At 37.0% G+C, this 22,116-nt stretch carries 20 protein-coding genes; 4 read left to right on the forward strand and 16 right to left on the reverse strand.

Going from position 1 to position 22,116, the window contains the following annotated elements; all coding sequences use genetic code 11:
* Positions 1-4: 4 nt before the first annotated feature.
* The 3 genes from KQI76_RS06155 to KQI76_RS06165 form a co-directional block, all read right to left on the reverse strand.
* Positions 5-754 (reverse strand): sulfite exporter TauE/SafE family protein, encoded by a 750-nt coding sequence (locus KQI76_RS06155; protein WP_216399443.1) that lies wholly within the window; start codon positions 752-754, stop codon positions 5-7.
* Positions 755-895: 141 nt separating this feature from the next.
* Positions 896-1,789, reverse strand: a complete 894-nt coding sequence (locus tag KQI76_RS06160) for an ROK family protein (protein ID WP_216399444.1) — start codon at positions 1,787-1,789, stop codon at positions 896-898.
* A 91-nt stretch (positions 1,790-1,880) separates the two neighbouring features.
* Positions 1,881-2,480 carry a TetR/AcrR family transcriptional regulator gene (locus tag KQI76_RS06165; protein ID WP_216399445.1) on the reverse strand — a complete coding sequence of 200 codons (600 nt, stop codon included), beginning with the start codon at positions 2,478-2,480 and terminating at the stop codon, positions 1,881-1,883.
* A 237-nt stretch (positions 2,481-2,717) separates the two neighbouring features.
* On the opposite strand from KQI76_RS06165, the gene KQI76_RS06170 reads away from it, so the two are divergent.
* A complete protein-coding gene (locus tag KQI76_RS06170; RefSeq protein WP_216399446.1) occupies positions 2,718-3,599 on the forward strand; it encodes an ABC transporter ATP-binding protein in 882 nt (293 codons plus the stop codon).
* A 25-nt stretch (positions 3,600-3,624) separates the two neighbouring features.
* Entirely contained in the window at positions 3,625-5,238 is a 1,614-nt protein-coding gene (locus KQI76_RS06175; RefSeq protein WP_216399447.1) for an ABC transporter permease, read from the forward strand.
* 87 nt (positions 5,239-5,325) lie between these two features.
* Here KQI76_RS06175 and KQI76_RS06180 read toward each other — a convergent pair whose 3' ends face one another.
* The 9 genes from KQI76_RS06180 to mvk all read right to left on the reverse strand — a co-directional run bounded on the left by KQI76_RS06180 (position 5,326) and on the right by mvk (position 14,557).
* On the reverse strand, positions 5,326-6,402 hold the full coding sequence (locus KQI76_RS06180; RefSeq protein ID WP_216399448.1) for an ABC transporter permease: 1,077 nt from the start codon (positions 6,400-6,402) through the stop codon (positions 5,326-5,328).
* Positions 6,402-7,676, reverse strand: a complete 1,275-nt coding sequence (locus KQI76_RS06185) for an ABC transporter permease (protein WP_216399449.1) — start codon at positions 7,674-7,676, stop codon at positions 6,402-6,404. Before KQI76_RS06185 ends, KQI76_RS06180 begins: the two co-directional genes overlap by 1 nt.
* 12 nt (positions 7,677-7,688) lie before the next feature.
* Positions 7,689-8,621 carry an ABC transporter ATP-binding protein gene (locus KQI76_RS06190; protein ID WP_216399450.1) on the reverse strand — a complete coding sequence of 311 codons (933 nt, stop codon included), beginning with the start codon at positions 8,619-8,621 and terminating at the stop codon, positions 7,689-7,691.
* A gap of 109 nt (positions 8,622-8,730) precedes the next feature.
* Positions 8,731-9,363 (reverse strand): response regulator, encoded by a 633-nt coding sequence (locus tag KQI76_RS06195; RefSeq protein ID WP_216399451.1) that lies wholly within the window; start codon positions 9,361-9,363, stop codon positions 8,731-8,733.
* Between the two features lie 2 nt (positions 9,364-9,365).
* Positions 9,366-10,490 (reverse strand): sensor histidine kinase, encoded by a 1,125-nt coding sequence (locus KQI76_RS06200; RefSeq protein ID WP_216399452.1) that lies wholly within the window; start codon positions 10,488-10,490, stop codon positions 9,366-9,368.
* 192 nt (positions 10,491-10,682) lie between these two features.
* Complete coding sequence (locus KQI76_RS06205; protein WP_216399453.1) at positions 10,683-11,126, reverse strand: PH domain-containing protein; 444 nt, start codon at positions 11,124-11,126, stop codon at positions 10,683-10,685.
* A gap of 392 nt (positions 11,127-11,518) precedes the next feature.
* A complete protein-coding gene (locus tag KQI76_RS06210; protein WP_216399454.1) occupies positions 11,519-12,607 on the reverse strand; it encodes a phosphomevalonate kinase in 1,089 nt (362 codons plus the stop codon).
* A gap of 14 nt (positions 12,608-12,621) precedes the next feature.
* Positions 12,622-13,602 carry a diphosphomevalonate decarboxylase gene (mvaD, locus tag KQI76_RS06215; protein ID WP_216399455.1) on the reverse strand — a complete coding sequence of 327 codons (981 nt, stop codon included), beginning with the start codon at positions 13,600-13,602 and terminating at the stop codon, positions 12,622-12,624.
* A complete protein-coding gene (gene mvk / locus KQI76_RS06220; RefSeq protein ID WP_216399456.1) occupies positions 13,592-14,557 on the reverse strand; it encodes a mevalonate kinase in 966 nt (321 codons plus the stop codon). Before mvk ends, mvaD begins: the two co-directional genes overlap by 11 nt.
* A gap of 742 nt (positions 14,558-15,299) precedes the next feature.
* Between mvk and pdxK the strand changes: the two genes are divergently transcribed.
* Positions 15,300-16,091, forward strand: a complete 792-nt coding sequence (gene pdxK, locus KQI76_RS06225) for a pyridoxine/pyridoxal/pyridoxamine kinase (RefSeq protein ID WP_216399457.1) — start codon at positions 15,300-15,302, stop codon at positions 16,089-16,091.
* Between the two features lie 370 nt (positions 16,092-16,461).
* On the opposite strand, the gene xylB is transcribed toward pdxK, so the two are convergent.
* From xylB to KQI76_RS06240, 3 genes are all read right to left on the reverse strand, one after another.
* Positions 16,462-17,955, reverse strand: a complete 1,494-nt coding sequence (gene xylB, locus KQI76_RS06230; protein WP_216399458.1) for a xylulokinase — start codon at positions 17,953-17,955, stop codon at positions 16,462-16,464.
* Positions 17,956-18,020: 65 nt separating this feature from the next.
* On the reverse strand, positions 18,021-19,334 hold the full coding sequence (gene xylA, locus KQI76_RS06235; protein WP_216399459.1) for a xylose isomerase: 1,314 nt from the start codon (positions 19,332-19,334) through the stop codon (positions 18,021-18,023).
* A gap of 567 nt (positions 19,335-19,901) precedes the next feature.
* The gene (locus KQI76_RS06240; RefSeq protein WP_216399460.1) at positions 19,902-20,537 is read right to left on the reverse strand and encodes a pentapeptide repeat-containing protein; all 636 of its coding nucleotides are present in this window, start codon (positions 20,535-20,537) and stop codon (positions 19,902-19,904) included.
* A 172-nt stretch (positions 20,538-20,709) separates the two neighbouring features.
* On the opposite strand from KQI76_RS06240, the gene KQI76_RS11955 reads away from it, so the two are divergent.
* Positions 20,710-21,099 (forward strand): DinB/UmuC family translesion DNA polymerase, encoded by a 390-nt coding sequence (locus KQI76_RS11955; RefSeq protein WP_371817659.1) that lies wholly within the window; start codon positions 20,710-20,712, stop codon positions 21,097-21,099.
* A gap of 288 nt (positions 21,100-21,387) precedes the next feature.
* Here the strand turns inward: KQI76_RS11955 and KQI76_RS06250 are convergent, their stop codons facing one another.
* Positions 21,388-21,867 carry a hypothetical protein gene (locus tag KQI76_RS06250; RefSeq protein ID WP_216399462.1) on the reverse strand — a complete coding sequence of 160 codons (480 nt, stop codon included), beginning with the start codon at positions 21,865-21,867 and terminating at the stop codon, positions 21,388-21,390.
* Positions 21,868-22,116 lie beyond the last annotated feature (249 nt).

Below are 22,116 nucleotides of genomic sequence, written 5' to 3' on the forward strand. Positions count from 1 at the left end.
AAATTTAAGCCCCACTTAATAAGAGAATAAACCCTAAAAACAGAATAAAAATAAACAACAGCATTTGAAATCGATGAATTGGTAAGCGCTGTCGAATGGACTTACCCACTCGATATGCAAGATAAATGGCCGGTAATGAAGCAAGATAATAGACAAATAACTCACCCGTCCATAAACCTCCCAATGCTTGCCCAAGAACAATGGAAATACTTGAAATAATAAAATGACTTTGCAAAGTACTATGGAAAGTTTTCATCTCTAAATCGGTAAAGGTTCCATAAATAACAATCGGAATCCCATTCATATTATAAGCACTTCCTAATGCACCCGATAAAAATCCAAAAGGAAGCGCAAGTAGGTTGCTTTCCTTCCATCGATCTGGTAATTCTAAATCAAGCCTTTGTTTGACCAGTGAGTAGACACCATAAACGAGCAAAAAGAGGCCTAAAACTTGTGTCACCTTTTCTTGAGGTACATTAATCACTAAATAAAGACCAATCGGAATACCAGCATACATACTAATTAAAAGAAGGAAGAGAATCCGTTTATTAATATATTTCCATGCCGAAAATATTGCCATTAGACCGACAGAGAAACCAGTTAAGCCAATTAAAGAAATAGCTGTATTAATCGGTAACGGAAGTAAAGCTAATAAAGGCATCGAAACAACTGAATCTCCAAATCCAAATGTAGATCGTGTTAGAGAGCCTAAGAAGACGACTAAAACAACTAAAATTATTATTGAACTATCCATAAAAAAGCTCCCTTTTCAAATGATACTATAGTTATTATTATAACATGTTGGCGCTGACTACTCTATGTTTAACAACATTATCAGCTATCGCCTTTCAACAAAAAAAGCTAGCTTTGATTGCCTAGCTTTTTTTAGTTATATTTATTCAATTGATTCATGTTGTAGCAAGTAATGATATAAGGCTCCATATAAATTAGCCGAACTATTAAAGTGACAAGTCACTATTTTTGGTCTAGCCATATGATGTGGATTCTCTCGTTTAATCAGTTCAATCGCTTCATTAATTCCTTGTAAAAAAGCGGGTTGAATACTGATGCCACCACCAATTGCAAAAACATCTGGATCAATAATATATTGTAAATTAAGAATTTGAATAGCAACATTTTTACAAAAATGATTAAAAACTTCAAGAGCTTCCGGATCTTTCGCATTAATATATTCAAAAGCTCCGATACCATCATTTTCATCTAAACCTTTTAGTTTTGCGATCTCATTAACCATATCAGAAGCTGAACAAGCTGGGCCAACAAATTCCGCATGATTAGTCTCATGATTGAAAGTTTCCATCACATAGCTTTGTTCACCTGCTTCTAGATTAGCACCTCGATGGAGTTTACCGTCAATAATAATTCCACCACCAACTCCTGTACCAAATGTAAGTACGATACTATGGCGATAGTCCTTTACACTGCCTTGCCATCTTTCAGCAAGGGCTGCACATTTCCCATCATTCTCAATGGAGACAGGAAGGCCACAACTTTCACTTAACATCTGAGCAATATTTTTTTCATGAAGGTATGTCAAAGCGCCACCATAATAAACCATTCCAGTATCAATATCAATTGTGCCTGGGCAGCTTATCGCTATTCCTTTAATCTCTTCTGGTGTTTGGTGATAAACTTCTACCATTTTTTCGACTAAGTATTCAGCACTATCATAAGGCGTCGGGAATTTACCTTGCTCAACCTGTCTACCTGAACGTTCCATCCACGCATATTTAACAAATGTCCCACCTATATCAAAACCGAGGTACATCTTAACAAACCTCATTTCATTATGTTCTTTTCCCTATTATATCGTTAAGCTAAATTTTTTAATAGTACTAATCATTGATAAAATCGAGTTACTATTTCCCTTTTGGTGCAATCCCTTTTATTAGTATCTCTGTCCACTCTTCTGTATACGGGACAACCCTTTCGTATATTTGTGGATTTGAGATTCCCTCAACCGTTGCTTGAAAATAAAGCAATAAAAATTCATCAGAATATTTTAAATCTACCTTTCCTTCTTTGCGTCCACGATGAAATAAATCTAACATCATCCGATAATTTTCATCAATATATTGTTGCATCATTATCGATAATCCACTCTCATTTTTCTCAGTTAGATAGGCCATCATTGTAGAATAAAATTGTTTGTTAATTGTATTTAAAAAGTGAATCTTACTTTGAGCCAATCTAATCAACGTTTCTTCAAACGGTTTATTCTCATTAATAATTCGCTCCGCACTTGCTATCATTTGTGCCATAAAGAATTCAAATACTTCATGAATTAAATTATCTTTGTTGGTAAAGTACTTGAAAATTGTTGCCTTCGCAACGTCAGCGTGTTGAGCGATCTCATCCATCGTTACATGTCTTATATCCTCTTCCTTATTCATCAATTCAAAGGCCGACTGCAAAACACTCTGCTTTTTTTCTTCTGTTCGTTTCTCAAACCCATTCACTTACATGACCCGCTTTCTATACCTCATTCGCTTTAGGATAATCTAACTTCCATTTCTGACTATATTATATACAGTTAGATATGAACTATCAAATATAAAAAAGTATTTATATTGTTGATTACATTGAATAGTAATGATAGTATTGAACTAATAGTTGTAATATAGTATAAAACTTGTTGAATAAGTGAATTCACAATTAGATAAAATTAAAACTTAAAATGAGGGAGTGTCAAGATGATGTCTGAAATTGCTATTTTAAAAGGTTTACAGAAGAACTTCGGGAAATTTCAAGCTTTAAGTGATGTAACCTTTACCGTAAACCCTGGTGAAGTTGTTGGTTTTATTGGTCCGAATGGAGCAGGTAAATCAACTACGATTCGGATTTTATTAGGTATTATTAAACGGGATGCAGGTGAAGCAAAGATTTTTGGAAAAGACGTTTGGCGGGATAGTCTCGAAATTCATAAACGAGTTTCATATGTTCCTGGTGATGTTTCTCTTTGGGGAAATTTAACAGGTGGCGAGATTATCGATTTATTCCTTAAATTACACGGTGGTGGTGACAAACAAAAACGAGATGAGCTAATCAAACGCTTTGAGTTAGATCCTAAGAAAAAAGCTAAGGGATACTCGAAAGGTAATCGTCAAAAGGTTGGTTTGATCGCTGCATTATCTGTTGATTCTGATTTTTATATTTTTGATGAGCCAACTTCAGGGCTTGATCCTTTAATGGAATCTGTGTTTCAAGATGAAGTAGAAAAAATTAAACAGAAAGGGAAGGCAATCTTGCTTTCTTCACATATTTTAAGTGAAGTGGAGCGGTTAGCAGATAAAGTTGTCATCATTAGACAAGGGAAAATTGTTGAAACAGGTACTCTTGACGAATTACGCCACTTAACTCGTTCAACAGTAACCTTAACTACAAAAGATGATATTTCACAAATGGCCTCTCTTATCGGTGTCCACGACTTTATTCAAAAGGATAATCAAGCGACATTCTCTGCAGACAATCGTTACATTAATGACATTCTCAAGCAAGCAACGACATTAGGTATTCAAAAGTTTGAAGCTGTTCCGCCAACTTTAGAAGATCTGTTCATGCGCCATTATGAAGGATAAGTATTGATACGGAGGTGGAGATATAATGCAAGAGAAATTTGCACGTTGGTATACGCTATTTTTACAACATATAAAACGGGATTGGAAAAAAATAATCATTTGGATTTTAGGTGTTGGCCTATTTTCAGCAGGCTTTGTTCCTGTCTTTGAAGAAATCGCAAAAGGGCAAGGGTTAATCGGTATGTTTGAAACATTGCAAAATCCGGCCATGGTCTCAATTGTTGGACCGACTCCAATTGAAACAGCTTCTGATTATACAATTGGTGCGATGTATGCACATGAAATGTTACTGTTTTGTGGATTGTTTGCGATGATTATCGCCGCACTACATGTGGTTGAGCACACCCGAAAGGAAGAGGATCTTGGTTTAACAGAGCTTATTCGCTCATTTCAAATTGGACGGCAAGCAAATTCATTTGCAACGATTATAGAAGTTCTTTTAATTAATACCTTACTCGCTTTTTTAATTGGTGGGATGTTAGCAAGCTTTGGTACGGATACAATTTCTGTTCAAGGTTCATTTTTATTTGGAATATCTGTAGCAATCGCTGGGCTAATTGGGGCGGCAATTGCACTTGTAATGGCACAAATTATGCCAAATTCAGCTGGTGCCATAGGTTCAACGCTCGGAATTATCGGACTTCTTTATATTACACGTGCAACAACAGATATTTCGAATATTACTCTCTCTATGTATAACCCGCTAGGCTGGTTATATTTAACCTACCCCTTTACTAAAAACAATTGGTTACCAATCTTTCTAGCCTTGGGTTTTTCTATTATAATGGTGATCATTGCCTTTGCCTTAGAAGGGCGACGTGACATGGGAGCTGGTTATCTTCCTGAAAAAGAAGGACGTGTATCAGCAAAGAAATCCTTGCTTTCTGTTCACGGTCTATTTATCAAAATAAATAAAGGTGTCATCATAAGTTGGCTCATCTCATTTCTTATTTTAGGAGCTGCCTATGGTTCGATTTATGGTGATATGCAATCATTCCTTGAAAGTAATGCATTATTACAGCAGATGTTTACTCAATCTGGTTTCTCAATTGAAGCATCGTTTACAGCTACGATTATGATGGTGATGATAGGATTAGTTGTTATTTTACCCATTGCGATCATCAACAAACTGTTCTCAGTAGAACATCGACTCTATTTAAGTCAACTTCATGCGACAAAAGTGACTCGTGGCCAATTATATTGGACCAATATTGGTTTAGCAATTGTCACAGGTATCGTAGGAATTTTATTAGCTGTAGGCGGTCTTGGTGGTACCGCACTTGCCGTTATGGGAAATCAGACAACGATGAGCCTGACTGATTTCCTTGTAGCAGGTTTTAACTTCTTTCCAGTTGTCTTATTTTTTACTGCTCTAGCTGCCTTAGCTCTTGGTTGGGCACCTAAATTAGGGAAATTTATATACGCCTATCTTGGTTATTCTTTTATCTTAACTTACTTTTCTGGTATTTTAGATTTACCAAATTGGTTTTTAAAAACAGCGATACAAAGTTGGATTCCACAAATGCCGGTTGAATCATTTGAACTGATGACATTTATTGTAATCACTGCTCTGAGTATCGGCATGATGGTGTTCGGTTATTTTGGCTATAAGAACCGAGACATGCTTGAAGGTGCTTAAGCTATAACACCAACAAGGGATTAGCCAAGAAAAATCAGATAAAAGGTTCACTTGCCTAGCTAAGCAAGTGAACCTTTCTGTAATTTTTTATTTTGTCCGCTCCATTAAATTAAGACCAATTCCCATAAATAGAACACCCATTAATAATAACATTGAAATCGGCTGAAGAATATCAATTACTCTTGCGTTATATAACATCGCATCTTTTAATGCTTTTATTCCATAATAAATTGGTGTTATTTTTGCCAATGCGATTAGGAAATTGTTCGTCACCAATTCAAGTGGCCAAAATGCACCTCCGAGCATTGCAAACGCTGTTGATACAATCGGAATCACAGCCTGTAATTGCTGCGGGGAATTTATTAATGCAATAATCAACATACCTAGAGCGACTGAAGCAAAGATAAATGCCATCACTGTTACTAAAATAGATAGGTATTGATCGCCAAAATGATAGTTAAGTAGCTGATCAAAAATAACAAAGCAAATGCCTATTTGAAGTACACCTAGCGAAAAATAATGCAGTAGTTGACCAACATAAATACTGCTTTTCTTTAGTGGTGTAATGATTAATCGATCCCAGGTTCCTGTTCTTTTTTCTACCGCGATATTCATCATGCCGAATAAAACAGTATAAAGAGCAAAATATAATGTCATACCGGAAACGATATGCGCTCCTTCTTCATTACTATTTGAAACAGAATTTGCTAAACTTTCTGATTCAATCGTTAAATAGTTTTTCAGTTCGATTGATCGATCAGGGAACTGTTGAGCCATTTCTCTTATTCTTAACTTCGTCCGATAAACCTGTTCAACATGTTGGTTAACAGCATTGATGAAAAAGGAGTCCTGACCAACTAAATACTGATAATGATCGTGATTTAATTCAAGTGCATAAGTAATCTGACTCATTTGCAGTTGGTTCTCAATTGTTGCTCGATCACTTGCTTCAAACTCAAAGTGATTTCCATCATTTAGATCATCGATCCACTCATCTAGCTCAGATTCGGTTAATTGATCACTAAACGTTTGGACTGTGATCGTTTGCTCACCCTGTGTTCCACCGATAAAAAAGACGAATAAAATGGTCATCGTAATAAAAGATAAGACAAGGATTGGTTCTCTTTTTAATCGTAACCATTGTAAATTAAAGACAGACCACATTAGATTAACCTCCTCTTCGGAAAGATTGCTACCGCTAAACTAATAAACAGAACGGCCATCAGAAGAACGCGATAAATCATCGGTAAAAAGTCATTTATATTAAACCCCTGTATTAATTGAAGATAGGCAGTCATCATCGCGCCATTAGGTGTCAAATTTCCAAGTTCCCGCATTAACGGTGAGAATTGTTCAATAGGTGATAAACTTCCTCCAAGAAAAGCAAAGATGACAACGGCACCGCCTGAGAAAAACCCTGAAATCGCATCGTTATTAAATTGAATCGCAATTGCAGTCATAAATGCCGCTAAGCCACCGATAACAAGCGAGAAAACAAATGAAATGATTGCTAAGCTTACCCAAAACTCCACACTCGTTCCTGTGAAAGTCTGGAATAACAGTGTTGATGCAATGAATAGAATTGTTAATTGGACTAGTGTTAAAATAACTGCTGAAATAACTTTACTTAATAAGTAGTTCAACGGACGCTCGCCTGTCATCATTAATCTAGCAAACATATGATTCTTTTTTTCCTTAAACGCATTACTTGATACTGTTGATGCTACATAGAGAGCAAACATTACAGCCATCCCAATCGTATAGTATTGAAAGGCGGAAACAGGTTTTCCTGTTGAAAAATGAGTGATCGTACCAAAGTTTTCTTCTGAGATCGTTGTCTCTACTGTCTCTCCCTCTGTTGCAAAGGCGATCGACAACTCTAAATTATATTGATCTGAAAAACTAGTTAAAATCCCTTCAACAATTGTTGCTTGAATTTGTTCATGATCCTGAACAAAGAGTCCAATATCTGCCTCTGTTTCTTCCTCAAAATAAAAAGCGAATAATGTGTGATAAGAAAATTGTTCTGGAATCGTAATCACCGCTAAAACTTCATCCGTAGTTAAAGCTTCTTCCGCCTGCTCCTGATCATAGTTTTCTTTTAAATCGATCATGTCACTCAGTTCCGGAGAACGAAGAACAGTTTCTAAGCTAGCTACTGGATCAATCTCTTCAGCATTGATAATCATTTGCTCAATCGCTTGTTCAGGTATTCCTTCAGCAGTTAGATCCTTTCGAAATTGCTCGAGATCCTGTTCAAGATCATTTTCAATGATAAGTGCTACAGGAATGGGGTCCATGTCTACAGTACCAAACATAATACTCCCTAAAGCAAAACCCAAGATTGTAATTAAAACCATTGGCATGACAAGCAAAATTAGAAATTCCGAACGGTCACGAGAAATCGTTAAAAAGTCTTTTTTAATTAAATTCCACATCCGCCCAGCCTCCTAATCTCTTAATTTTCTTCCAGTCAAATGGAGGAATACATCCTCTAATGTCGGTGTCTGAACATGAACGCCCTTAACCTTCACTTGACATACATTCGCAAGTTCAAATATATCAGCAAATAAATCTTCACCTTTTGAAACAATCACTTTATAGCCTTGATCAACCTTAACAACTTGTTGAATTCTTCCGTTTTCATTTAATTGGTCAATAAACTGATCGGACTTTTGATGGGCCTCGATTAAAATTGTATCCTCACTTGATAGAATACTTTTTAGTTCCTCTTTAGTTCCGGAAGCAATGATTTGGCCGTGATCCATAATATAAACGCGATCACAAAGTTTCTCAACTTCCTCCATGTAATGACTTGTGTACAAAATGCTCATGCCTTTTCTACGATTTAATTCGCGTACCACCTCTAAAATATGACTTCTTGATTGTGGATCAATACCAACTGTTGGCTCATCCATAATCAATAACTCTGGCTCATGCATGAGTGAAACAGCCATATTAATTCTCCGCTTCATCCCACCTGAGTAATTCTTAATCCGTTCTTTTTTACGATCTGTTAACCCCACTAACTCTAATATTTCATCAATCTTTATTGTTAACTTTTTACCTGATAAACCATATGTCTGTCCAAAAAACTTCATATTTTCATAGGCGGTTAATTCCTCATATAATGCAATTTCCTGAGGAACGACACCCAAAACAGGTCGAATCACATCAGGTTGCTTAAAAACATCCGTTCCTTTAAAACGAATATCTCCACTCGTTGGTGTTAATAAAGTCGAAATCATTGAAATCGTTGTTGATTTACCAGCACCATTAGGACCAAGCAAACCGATTGACTCTCCCTGACCAAGGTATAAATTTACACCATTAACTGCAGTTGTTCCTTTAAACTTTTTGTGTAAATCATTGACTTGTAGCATGAAGGCACCCACTTTCCTTTTTCTTTAAATTTAGTCTACATAAAAAAAGATAGTGTCACCACTACCTCCAGTCATTAGTTATTTAGTTGACCATGACCCCAGTCATTCTTTAAACAATATGATGACGAATAGCATAAATCGCCAGTTGAGTTCGATCGCGCAGCTCCAATTTATCTAGAATAACAGAGATATGGTTTTTTACCGTTCCAACCGATAAAAAGAGTTGCTCTGATATTTCTTTGTTACTTAATCCTTGACCGACACCAATGATGATATCAAGTTCGCGTTTTGTTAACTTCGGATCGATCACTTTTTTGTGCTCATTTTCCATTATAGCCGGAACAACTTTTGCTGCTACCTGATCCTCGATCGATAACCCACCTTGTAAACAACTCCGGATCGAACGGATTAACTCTTCCACATCCGCATTTTTTAACATATACCCATTAGCTCCATTTTTAAGTGCTTCTAAGGCATATGCTTCATCATTAAAAGTAGTTAAAATTAAAATTTTAATCTTTGGCCAATTTCTCCTTATTTCACGCATCGCTTCAAGTCCTGTCATTTCAGGCATACGAATATCCAAAATAGCTAGATCAAATTGGACTTTCTGGCAAAGTTCAACTGCCTCTTTGCCATTATTCGCTTCTCCCTTCACCTTTAGTTCTGGGGCCGTTTCAATCATCATTTTTAAGCCTTGCCGAACGAGCGCTTGATCTTCTGCTAATAAAATTGATACCACTTTTATTCTCCTTTATCGATTGGAAATGTCCCGATTAGCCGGAATTCACCTTCAACTTGATTAATTTTTAACGAGCCGTTTAATTGTTCTAACCGCTCTCTCATTGATTGAAGGCCAAAGCCCTCTTCAACCTCCACCTTCTTTTTTAAGGGATGACTAATTTGGAAACGGAAAAATCGTCCCCCAATAAAATTGAATTCAATGCTTGCCTGCCTTTCGTCACTATGACGCATCATATTTGTTAACCCTTCTTGAACAGATCGGTAAAGAGCAACTGACTGGTCATTTGACAGTGGTATTGATAGCGCACCAGATTGCACATGAAACGACACACGCAAATGACTTTCTGCTTCTAATTTACGAATCAGCTGAATGACAGCTGTTAATCCTGTTGTCTCTTCACTTCTCAATGCTTTAACAGCTTCTCTCGTCTCATCTAAACTTGTTTGTGCGAGCACCTTTAATTGATCAAATTTTTCTTGGAAAGTGATATCTGATGCTTGAATTCGGGCTACTTCAAGTTGCATCAGTAATGCCGTTAATCGATGACCGACTGAATCATGAATATCACGAGCAACTTGGTTACGTTCTTCTTGGCGAACCATTTTTTCATGGATCAATGTATGTCGTTTTAACTGGCGATATTCTGTTTCAAGTTGTATGTATGTATCATTTAACTCTACGTAAGTTTGGTTCGTCCGTCGCCAAATATAGAGCAAGAAGCCGATAAATAGAAGCAGTAAACTAAGATAACTGATCATAAATAGATCGAAAGTGCGTAAATAAGGAAAGATGACAATAATATATTGAACAAAAAGCTGTATATACAAACGCCAACCTTGTAAATGATCAATTGCTTGTATAGCAATCACCAAAAGGATTAAGAGAACTAAACCATTAAAGGTTTGTGAGCTGAAGGTGAAAAAAACAAGCATGGCTAGTAATAATAATAAGATTTGGAATAGTCTTGGATGCTTTTTTGTTAATGTTAAACAAAAATAGCACGTAAAAAAGATTGCACTTAAGATAATCGTCATCGGATCAAGATCTGTCATATCGCTCTTTGTATATGCTGCTATAGTCCAAACCGTTAATAAATAAAGTAAATGAAACCAAAATATTAGCATAAGGCACAACCCTTTAATCCTCATTTACTATTATTTTAGCATAAAAATAAATTTTGTTTGTTAAGTCTTATGGCTAATACGCATGAGTTAATTATTTTTTCGAATCGTTAATTGATTAGTACCTAAATCAGAGAAGGGATTTTTTATCACCAACATCAAATATTGTACAACCAAAGGACCTCAAAATTGAGGTCATTCGGTTAAATCGATTATATGGGGACAGCGTTTCTTAAGTTCAGTGATAAAACGGGTCTTTTCACGTGGGGAAACTTTCACACTACCAAAAACAGCTTGTTGATAGAAAAGTTCGATCGCATCCTTAGCCGATAACAATTTATAACCGGAAAAAATCTCGTTAGTTGGCGCAATCTTTGTCATTGTATGGTAGGGAATCTTACTTCGAAGTAATCCTCCCTTTACTAACAAATAATTTTGATGAAAAACATATTTAATCGAAAAGCACGACCAAATCAAAAATAAGGAAATAAAGAATGTAAGGAGCAGCATCCTAACAATAAGCGTTTGATTAATATCTGTTACTAAAAATAATGGCATTAGCATAACCGCATTAACAATTAACAAAGAAATAATAACGAACTTTACATAAAACGCATCTATCTTCGAACGAAATACCACGGATAATCACTTCCTTTTTAATCAGGCTATATGCTTATCATACCATAATAGAGTTATTTGTTATGACTGGCAAACTAGACTCAATACTTTGATCCAAGGGCTTACCGACATACCATCTCCACAATAGGTCATACCTTCCACACCTGTTATAATGAAAGTAATAATTATAGATTAGTCATAACATTGGGAAGAAAAAGGGTAGATTGTAAATTTCCCCGATCTCTGACGGAGAATTCCCACTTCAAATTTTGTTAGAAATTTAGTGATTAGATAGTTAATCTTCTAACAGGAAGCTTGTGCCTCAAGCCCACCAAGAAGCTAAATAAAAATGATTAAGACAAGCCAGAAACAATAAAATAAGCGTATATGATCATCCATATACGCCCACTAGCTTAATCAATCACGACACCAGTTACGGATACATCCAAAGTTAAAGGTTCAATTCCAGATTCTATCCATGATTGGTAAATTTGTTCAATTTCTGCTGTTTTATTAACAAAAGCAATGCCACAATCACCGCCACCCGCTCCTGATGTTTTAGCAGCACCATGGGGGGAGGCTATTTCAATTAGCTTTGTTAAAGTTGGTGTTTCAATGGGAACATCTGCCTCGATACCAATAAGTCGGAGTACCTCTCGATTTGCTTTTATCCCAGAAAAGATATCTTTAACATTCGCTTGTTCAAATCCTGTAATTACTTTTGCAACTGCTTGTTGACTCTTTTGCAAAAAAGATTGATAACAGTCTGATTGACCATCTCGCAATTCCCGAACTTTCGTGACCATGGGACCAGTCTGAGCAGACTCCTGAGTCCAACCGACCAAGAAATAAAGTTCATCTGGTTTCTGAAGAGATTCTATTTTCAATGCTGGCCAATTTGATTGTACCAATGCTTCGACTGATTGTCCTTGATTTAATTGATCCATCAACCATTCACCATCAAAAGAGCGATAATTTAGCCATCCACCAAAGGTAGAAGCAGCAATATCTGCGCAAGAACCATTACCTTGTGCTCTAAAATGAGCAATCGAGGCAAGTTTAAAGATGCTTAAGGGATTATTAAGTGTTTGATCCTTTTTGGAAAACTTCAATAAAGCCGTCATGAAAGCAACAGAAAGAGCCGCACTTGAACCAAGTCCGTACTTCTTCCCAGATTGTTCATCAAGCTCACTTGTTACAAAAATATGAACAGGTGGGTGTTCTCCCGCATAAGCAATAAACGTTTCGATAATATGTTTAATAAAATTTAGCCGGTGATCTTTCTTAGAAAAAAACACCTTGCCTTCTTTTAGCTCCCAACTGACATCCGTTAATTTTAATTGAGGTAAATCTAGTCGATTGGTTCGATTTGATTGAATATCAACAGATAAATATCGATCGACTGCAACAATTAAACTATCATGATTCGGCTCCGTTACAGCATATTCTCCTGCAATAAATAACTTTCCTGGTGCATGTACTGTATAGCGCGCATCATTCATATTACTCTCTCCAATCATAGATCTAAATATGTAATACCTGGTCCTATTCGGCAAGGATAAATATGTTTAACAACATCCAATTTACTCAACTCATTTAGCAAGCCTTGTTCATCATGTGGTTGACAAACAACTTTAACATTTGGACCAGCATCAATCGTAAAGTAAGCTTCTAAACCTTCTTGTCGTAAGGCTTGGACAGATTCCATTACTTTTACTGTAGAACTCTGCCAATACATAAATGGTGGCTCTGCTCCTAAGGTTGTTGCATGCATCCTTAAGGCGTTTCTCTCTAGCGTTTCCCCTAATAAAGTAAAGTCCCGAGTAGAAATGGCCTGCTTAGCTTCAATTAAATCAGCAGCCACAGCCTCTAACCACCCCGTAAAAAAAGGTGAGGTCTCGACCGTTCTTTTCATCCCTTCTCGACTTAGTACCTTTTTCACTTCATGGGTGACTTCTATTGATAAAACACGCAGATCCCAAGCATCTTGGGGCAAAAGGGGAACAGCATAACAATCTGAACCATCAGGTTGTACACCCATCTGCCATTCAACAAAACCACCATAAATAGAACGACTCGCCGATCCGGAGCCTTGACGAGCCATCTGAGATAATTCACGTTTGCTAATGTTACTACCTGTTGCCTTCATAGCCGCTGCTGCAAGAGCAGCATAACCAGAAGCTGATGAGGCGAATCCAGCCGCAATCGGTACGTGATTAACCGAATCCACTCGCGCAAATCGAACTTCTCCAGTAGATGTCCGTACTTTATCTAAAAATGCACTGATTTTTTTTAACTCCTTTGAGTCAACATGCTGCCCGTCTAGGATAAACTGATCTTGCTTAAGTGAAGCATCAAATTCAACAGACGTGTCCGTGTAAAACTTGTCTAATGTTATCGACAAACTATTATTTGTTGGTAAGAAGAGGAGTTCATCACGTTTACCCCAATATTTAATTAAAGCAATATTTGTATACGCACGTGCTTTAGCCTTCATAACTCATCACCTCGTCAACAATTTGACAGTACCAGGTTTGTGATGCACCAGCATCTTTAAGGGCGTTTTCAATTAGACGTGCTTGCTCAAATGAATCAGACAAAGCGAACATACAGCCACCTCGTCCACCGCCCGTTAGTTTTGCCCCTAGAGCACCAGCTGCCTTACTCGCTTCTACATAATGATCAAGCCCTGGATCACTGACTCCTAGTGCTTTTAGTTCAACATGAGCTTGATCGAGTTGTTCCCCCAACTCAATAAGCTCACCTGTTTCCATAGCTTGACGAGCCTGAACAGTCAATGAACCAATTCGAGCAAGCCGCGCCTTCGTTTCGCTATAGTTTGTTTCGTACCGATCCTTAACACTCGATACGGAAGCATGTGTATCACCGATTCTCCCGGTATCCGCAACAACTATATGCAATGGGCGTGCAATCTTGACCTGTTCTGTTAATTCATTTCTCCGAAAAAAAATCGGGTAATCTTGGCTTGTCGCTTCCCGATCAATCCCACTTGGTGTCCCATGGGCATACTTTTCTGCCAAGTCAACTAACTCCATCAACACTTCATGATTAAGGTCCGCACCAAAGAAATTATACAAACCACGTACCAAAGAAACCGCAATTGCGGCGCTTGATCCAAGTCCTCGCCCAATTGGAATCAATGAATTCAACTCAATATAAAAATGCTCAAGTGGCTGATTAAGTTTGGCACATACCGCATAAATACACTTTGCTAAACCATACATTTTTTCAGGCATATCCTCAAGTTCACCGGTGTAAAAGTTACTGGCAAATCGAACCTTCCCAATCGTTGGCCTGACTCTCGTCTCAACTGTCAACGTATCAAAAGGAATTGCAATAGCTGGGTGATCATAAACAACCGCATGCTCTCCCATCAATATTAATTTACTATGCGCTTCTCCAACTGCGCTTTTTCTTGTTGCTTTAACCATATAAGTTAAACCTCTCTTTAAATTAAGCCGATTGGCTAGCTGTTATTCTTTTTTATAATTATAACCATACTAGTATTCATAACTATTTCTCTCTATTATATTTTACTTAAGTACCTTTATCAATGTAAATGGATAATCAACCGGATTTAATAGGAAAAGAATGACTTATTTTCTAAATATAATCGCGGCATTGGCAGAGTATGATGTTTGTGGGCAAAATATATTCACCCTGGCATTATGTAAAGTGACAGTACTCTAGGTTATGAGCAAGATACAGAAGGGGAATCTCTTCTTTATACATTCGTTTTAATACAAAACAGAGGAGCGTGCCTGAATAAAGTGAAACTTCATTCAGTGGGGACAGACCTACAGGACCTAGGTCATACAGGTCTTGCCACAGAACCTGGTAGATCTAGTCTGCCTTCCCCCATTCCCGCTTAATGGGACTGGGACTGGCCATCGAGGACATTTGCGGTTACTCGTTCCACCGGAAACATTTGTTACTACCACAAAGGGATGACCTAAGATTCCTTGAACCAATCGGGCCGCTACTGTCAGTTGACCTCCTGCCTACAATGGTTACCATCCTTCGAATTCCTGAAGTGGGAGTCTTACTGACAATTGCACTGCGATAAAGCAATATTCCACAGAACAACCTATTTTAAAAAAGATTTAGTGTATTTTCGCACAAGGAAAATAGTGTTATAATAAATAGCATGATAATTTTGAGGGGGACAAACTCATGAAGAAAACGTTAACATTAGCAGGATCTGATTCAAGTGGTGGCGCTGGTATTCAAGCGGACCTAAAAACATTTCAAGAACTTGGGGTATACGGAATGACAGCTCTAACATCGATTGTTTCAATGGAGCCAGCGACTTGGAATCATAATGTGACACCAATTGATGTCAATGTTGTAGAGAAACAGCTTGAAACGATTCTATCAATCGGAATTGACGCAATGAAAACAGGCATGCTTGGTTCTGTTGAGATCATTGAATTAGGTGCTAACAAAATAAAAACAAACCAGCTGAATAATGTCGTGATTGATCCCGTAATGGTATGTAAAGGAGAAGATGAGGTTCTGCAACCTGAGAATACTGATGCCATGCGTGAACTCCTTTTACCACTTGCAACCATTACAACACCTAACCTATTTGAAGCTGGCCAGCTTGCAAAAACAGGCCCAATCCATGATATAGATGGTATGAAAGAAGCGGCAGTAAAAATTATAGACCTCGGTGCAAAAAATGTTGTCATAAAAGGTGGAAATGCACTTGACCACGAACAAGCTATCGATCTTTTCTACGATGGTTCAGAGTTTTCAATCCTAGAAAAGGAGAAAATTGCAGTTCCATATAACCATGGGGCGGGTTGTACATTTGCAGCCGCTATTACTGCAAATCTTGCACAAGGAAAATCAGTTAAGGAAGCGGTAATTGTAGCTAAAGACTTCGTTCATGCTGCCATTAAAGATGGTTTAAAATTAAATGATTTTGTTGGATCCGTCAATCACGGTGCTTATCATAGATAAATCATAATTAAAAACAGAATAATCAGAACTCATTTATCGCAGTGTAACTATCAGTAGCATCCCGATTGGTCCAAGGGCTTTTAGGTCATACCCTTGTGGTAGTAACACATGTTTTCTTTGGGATGAGCAATCACAGTGGGGAATAGGTGAAGGCAGACTAAACCCCACTGATTGCAGTTTCACTTTATCAAAAGGTTCGGATTATTTGTTTGAAATCAGAAAGGGATTATCAACATATTGAAGATCTCTATCAATTACAGATGTAACCTTAGCTTCAAGTTTCTATCATAAGGTATTCACAACTATTTCAGTTGAAAACCCGAGCCCAAATGATGCTTTAATCTATTAATTTTGACCGTTTTTTACCTTGTTAGCGAAATGCCGCTAAATCATGATTAAGTTGTTTTGTTGATGGATAGATTTGTTGGTAAAGTTCAAAAATCCTTTGATATTTCTCCACATTTTCCTGGATAGGATGATAGGTTTTGGTATAGGCAACAAAATCTTTTGCACAATCTGCCAATGTCGGGTACCAACCTGATCCTACTGCTGCTATAATAGCTGCTCCCATACCTGGTCCTTGTTCATTTGCTAATGTCACTACATCTGCATTAAAGATGTCAGCTTGCATTTGTAACCATAGATCACTTTTCGCTCCACCACCAATTGCAACAACTTTTGAAATATGCTTACCTTTACGACGGAAAATTTCAACCGATTCATTTAAACTAAACGTAATTCCTTCAATAACCGCACGAGCAAAGTCCCCTCGCGTATGATTTGCCTGCATACCAATAAAACTAGCACGAATTGCACTATCTGGATACGGTGTCCTTTCGCCCACAATATAAGGCGAAAAAAGCAATCCTTTTGCACCTACTGTTGATGCTTTTGCTTCAGTAATCAATTCCTCAAATGAAATATCTTTAGCAAACGTATCTTTAAACCAACTTAAGCTATAGCCTGCTGCTAATGTTACCCCCATCGTATAAAAAGCAGATGGGTCACCATGATTAAAGTAATGAACCTGTCCCTGGAAATCCTTATCGCCAGTTGCTTCATAAGATAAAACAACACCAGAAGTTCCTGTACTACTCAATGTTAAGCCATCCTCTAAAATACCTGCCCCAATTGCGCCACAAGCATTATCAGCACCACCCGCAAAGACTTTGCAAGAAGTAGATAAGCCTGTTTCATTTGCTACATCTGCTAGAATCGTTCCTGTTTGTTGATCCGAACCAACTAATGTTGGGCACAGTGAACGGGGAATACCATTTTTCTCACACATCTCTTCACTCCATGTCTTTTCAGCAACATTCAGAAGTAGAGTGCCTGCCGCATCCGAAAAATCCATACTAATATCACCAGCTAAAGCATAGCGTACATAATCTTTGGGTAATAAAAAAACCTTTGCTTTTTTAAAAATCTCCGGTTCATGTTTTTTCACCCAAAGTAACTTTGGTAAAGTAAAGCCTTCTAATGCAGGGTTTTTTGTTAATTCATATAAGCGCTCTAGCCCAACATTTTGTTCAATCTCACGGCACTCAGCAGTTGTTCGGGTATCATTCCACAAAATCGCCCGTCTAAGTGGTTGATCATTTTCATCTAATAAAACTAGACCATGCATTTGCCCAGATAAACTCAATCCTTCAATTAATGATGGATCATCCATTCGGTCAGTTAATTCTTTTAATGCACACTTTGTCTGTTTAACCCAATCTTCTGGATCCTGTTCACTATAACCTGGTTTATCGTGATAAAGTGGATAATCCTTTGATACCTCATCTACAACTTGACCTGTTTTTGATACGAGTAATACTTTTACTGCACTTGTTCCAAGGTCAACCCCCACAACATAATTCATTTATGAACCTCCTTCAATATAAATCATGCGAATAGTGCCGAGCACAATTCGCATGATTCACTTTATTAGATATTTAATAGATATTGATTAATTCTTGCTTTAATTTTCTCAACTTGACCAGAGCGAATCTCAATATTTTCTATATCAATTGCATGAGCTTCAAGCTCTTTTAGATTTGTTTGACCTGAGGTAATCTTCTTACCAATTTCCGAGTTAAATGTTTTATAGCGCTCATCAACGATATTTTCAAAGAAGCGGTCATCAATCATTTTTTGGGCAACTCGTAAGCCAATTGCAAAAGCGTCCATTCCAGCAATATGGGCATGGAATAGATCTTCTGTTTCAAATGAACCACGACGTACTTTAGCATCAAAGTTCAAACCACCACGACCTAGGCCACCATTTTTAAGAATCTCATACATAGCTAGTGTTGTTGCATATAGATCTGTTGGGAATTCGTCTGTATCCCAACCAAGTAATGGATCCCCTTGGTTTGCATCGACAGAACCTAACATCCCACTTTCACGTGCGACGCGTAATTCATGCTCAAAAGTATGACCAGCTAGTGTTGCATGATTGGCTTCAATGTTAAATTTAAAATGATCTTGTAGATCATACTGATATAAGAAGGCGGTTGCAGTTGCTACATCATAATCATATTGATGTGTAGTTGGCTCTTTCGGTTTTGGCTCAATTAGGAATTGTGCATCAAAGCCTATTTCTTTAGCATAGTCTATTGACATATGGAATAATTTCGCTAGATTTTCTTGTTCTAGTTTCAAGTTTGTGTTTAGGAGTGATTCATATCCTTCACGGCCACCCCAGAAGACATAATTTTCAGCCCCTAACTCTTTACCCACTTCTAAGCCCTTTTTAATCTTGGCGGCAGCATAGGCATACACATCTGCATGTGATGTTGTTCCCGCTCCATGTGTCCAGCGTGGGTTAGTAAACATATTTGCCGTGTTCCACAGTAGCTTTGTTTTACTATCCTTCATGTAGTCTTTCATCATTGCAACGATTTCATCAACATTTTTATTTGACTCCCGCAATGTAGCGCCTTCAGGTGCTATATCTACATCATGAAAACAGAAGAAGGGTGCATCAATTTTTTCAAAGAATTCAAATGCTGCATCTACACGAGCCTTCGCTAAATCCATTCCTTTCAAATGATCCCAAGGGCGAATTGCCGTCCCTGCACCAAACGGATCACTTCCATCAGCAACAAAGGTATGCCAATATGCAATACCAAAACGAAGGATTTCTTCCATTGTCTTGCCACCGATTTTCTCCTCCGGGTTATAAAACTTAAATGCATATGGATTATCTGAATGACGTCCTTCATATTTTACTTTCGTAATTCCATCAAAATATGCCATCTTTAAAAGCCTCCAAAAAATTTTTTTATTAACCTAATACCTGTATTTTATCACGAACAACTTAGTTAGTCTATCAGATTAACTAAGTTTTATTTAAAAAATTTAGCGCTTACATTTCTGTTAATTCAATGGTTTATTTATAATCACTTGATGTTAATCCATCACGATTACCCTTGATAGAGGGTCGCACCTTCAATGATAGTCATAAAGTGAAACTTCAATCCGTGGGGGCTTGGGACTACAGAATCTGATGAGTTTAGTCTGCCTTCCCCTTTCCCGCATTGATCGGGACTGGGACTGGGACTGCGGTTACTCGTTCCACCGAAGAGATTTGCGGTTACTCGTCCCACCAAATACATTTTGTTACTTCCACAAGGGGATGACCCAAAGACCCTTGAACCAATCGGTACGTTACTGTCAGTTGATCTCCTACTTACAATCCTTACTTTCCTTCAAATGCTTGAAGTGGGAGGCTTACTAATAGTTGCACTGCGATAAAGTAAAATCAGATGAATCATTTTCGCCCCTGCAAATACAATTAAATTGAAACAGTTTGGCACTTAGGAGTTATTTAACAATCAAACCTAGTAATGTTGATAACTGTTGAGCTTGAGTTTGATTCACAATACATCCCTTAAGATCTTGCATTCTAACAGTAATTTGATCAAATGTCGAAGAGCTAAAATCAATATCTTTTAGAGCTGTATTGGAAAAGTTAGCACCTGATAATTCACAAATATCAAAGTAGACCTTATTCCACTTGTTATGGTAGAAGTCTACTTGTCTTAATAAACATTCACGGTAGTGGACGAATTTCTGTGTACAATACCCCATTCCTGCCAATTGGAGATTACAATGATTAAAGCTTACATGTTGAAATCTTCCATCCCCCATCATGATACCTGTTAGCTGACATCGGTTAAATTCTACGCCTTGCATCGTTACTTCATCAAACTGAGCATTGGATAGATTACAACGTTCAAACTGAACATCTCGTAAATACATTTTTTCAAAGACAACCTCTTCAAAGACAACTTGACGAAAAACAACATTGATAAACTCAATACCTTCAATATCTTTAGCTACTATCACACAATTTTCAATGACAAGGTCTGTTATATAAGGGTCGCTTTGTTCAAAAAAAGAATCAAAATCAGTTATAAGTTTTTCAGCAGTAATATTTGGTTTATTTACTTTATTCATAGGGTAGACCTCCTTTTGATTTTAGCTACATTTTCTTTATATACATGTGAACTAAGTTATTTGGGATGTAACATTTAAATGTTAGTAAATCGCACAAGCTTTTTGGTAGTACGTTTGATATTGCAATGAAAATGTAGCGAGATTAAGAAAAAACTGACTAATAACAAGTCTGATAAAGCTATCGATTGGTTATTCAAAAGATGTTGCGCAAAGTGGATTTAATCATCAAATGACAATCGAAGGGACGGACTCTTCAAAGAAACTCAAAAACTACATGCTATTTATATTTAACAATTATTATGAACATTTACCGGTGAGAGTAGTAAATGTTACCTTTGGCAAACTTCAACCAAAACAGTCGTTACAATTAAGTTTCTTTGAACCAATGAAAGAAATAATCAAGACTGAAGAATTAGACAAAACAATTGAACACATAAGAAGTAAATACGGATATACTTCTTTGTTACATGCTTCGAGCTTATTAGATGGTGGAATGGCTAAATATAGGGCGAATTTACTGTGTGGTCACAGATCAGGAAAGGATGAGCAAAAATTAAGATAGCATTAAAAAAAGAGGAACAGAGCCCATACAAGGGAATCATAATTACACAATTCAGGTAAAATGATACAACTGAATGTACTACATTTCTTTGCGTATTTATATATTACAACTAAACATCTCAGCGTTAGTACATTCTAGACTCTTGTCAAGAGTAAAGATTTGAAAGCAGATAATAAAGCACCAGTATACTTAATCAACACTAATATTTAGAACCGAAACTAGTTATTGAAAACTTATTATACTGGTGCTTTAATTACTTTATTGATAATTTTTTACATTCTAACGTTATTATTTGGGTACCCAATCAACTGCACCAAGTTTACCACTTCCACTACCTTTTACTACCAATCTATATTTTGTTCCTGCTTTTAAACCAGAGTAGTACCTCACGTGATAACCACTTCCGAAAGTCTGCCACTTATTGTAAGCTACTCCCCAATTATCAGTACTAGCAGAAAAAGTACCAACACCAATTTCATAAGTAGTAGATCTGTTGTTAGTTGAATAAACTTGCAAACCAGGATTTCTCGTAGTAAAGGTTATTGGAACAACCCACCATCTATCCACGGAAAATCTAGCATCAAAAAGAAATCTCTCATTACCCATCAATGGCTCAACAGAACTATTCAATATTTCACCATAGTTTTCTGTTGGATCTAAATCATCAGGGGGAAATTCAATTTTCTCCTCTGCCAAAAAAACAGAATCTGGTCTAATAAACGAAAGAGAAAAAATAATACTAATTAATAAAATTTTTGCCATTTTCATTTAACTCCCCTCCTATTAATATGCGTATTGTCAAAAGTTTCTTAGTAAACCTTGATTTTTGGTTGATTTCATGCCATTAAACATTAAAAAACTTGCCACCCCCTTAGATTTAGGGTATTAGTGAGGTAACCACACACACAAATACCTAAAAAGGATGTGACAAGTTGTTACCTCAACTTATATACTATTTACTTCAATATATCAAGTTTCAAGAATCAATTATTTATAAACTTCTAGGAATCATCTTAG

The organism is Amphibacillus sp. MSJ-3 (genome assembly GCF_018919165.1).
Lineage (GTDB): Bacteria > Bacillota > Bacilli > Bacillales > Amphibacillaceae > Amphibacillus.

Bases quoted from the DNA above. Each gene is read 5' to 3' on its own strand.
- KQI76_RS06155 (WP_216399443.1), bottom strand. From the start codon at position 754: ATGGATAGTTCAATAATAATTTTAGTTGTTTTAGTCGTCTTCTTAGGC.
- KQI76_RS06160 (WP_216399444.1), bottom strand. From the start codon at position 1,789: ATGTACCTCGGTTTTGATATAGGTGGGACATTTGTTAAATATGCGTGG.
- KQI76_RS06170 (WP_216399446.1), top strand. From the start codon at position 2,718: ATGTCTGAAATTGCTATTTTAAAAGGTTTACAGAAGAACTTCGGGAAA.
- KQI76_RS06175 (WP_216399447.1), top strand. From the start codon at position 3,625: ATGCAAGAGAAATTTGCACGTTGGTATACGCTATTTTTACAACATATA.
- KQI76_RS06180 (WP_216399448.1), bottom strand. From the start codon at position 6,402: ATGTGGTCTGTCTTTAATTTACAATGGTTACGATTAAAAAGAGAACCA.
- KQI76_RS06185 (WP_216399449.1), bottom strand. From the start codon at position 7,676: ATGTGGAATTTAATTAAAAAAGACTTTTTAACGATTTCTCGTGACCGT.
- KQI76_RS06190 (WP_216399450.1), bottom strand. From the start codon at position 8,621: ATGCTACAAGTCAATGATTTACACAAAAAGTTTAAAGGAACAACTGCA.
- KQI76_RS06200 (WP_216399452.1), bottom strand. From the start codon at position 10,490: ATGCTAATATTTTGGTTTCATTTACTTTATTTATTAACGGTTTGGACT.
- KQI76_RS06210 (WP_216399454.1), bottom strand. From the start codon at position 12,607: ATGAATGATGCGCGCTATACAGTACATGCACCAGGAAAGTTATTTATT.
- mvaD (WP_216399455.1), bottom strand. From the start codon at position 13,602: ATGAAGGCTAAAGCACGTGCGTATACAAATATTGCTTTAATTAAATAT.
- mvk (WP_216399456.1), bottom strand. From the start codon at position 14,557: ATGGTTAAAGCAACAAGAAAAAGCGCAGTTGGAGAAGCGCATAGTAAA.
- pdxK (WP_216399457.1), top strand. From the start codon at position 15,300: ATGAAGAAAACGTTAACATTAGCAGGATCTGATTCAAGTGGTGGCGCT.
- xylB (WP_216399458.1), bottom strand. From the start codon at position 17,955: ATGAATTATGTTGTGGGGGTTGACCTTGGAACAAGTGCAGTAAAAGTA.
- xylA (WP_216399459.1), bottom strand. From the start codon at position 19,334: ATGGCATATTTTGATGGAATTACGAAAGTAAAATATGAAGGACGTCAT.
- KQI76_RS06240 (WP_216399460.1), bottom strand. From the start codon at position 20,537: ATGAATAAAGTAAATAAACCAAATATTACTGCTGAAAAACTTATAACT.
- KQI76_RS06250 (WP_216399462.1), bottom strand. From the start codon at position 21,867: ATGAAAATGGCAAAAATTTTATTAATTAGTATTATTTTTTCTCTTTCG.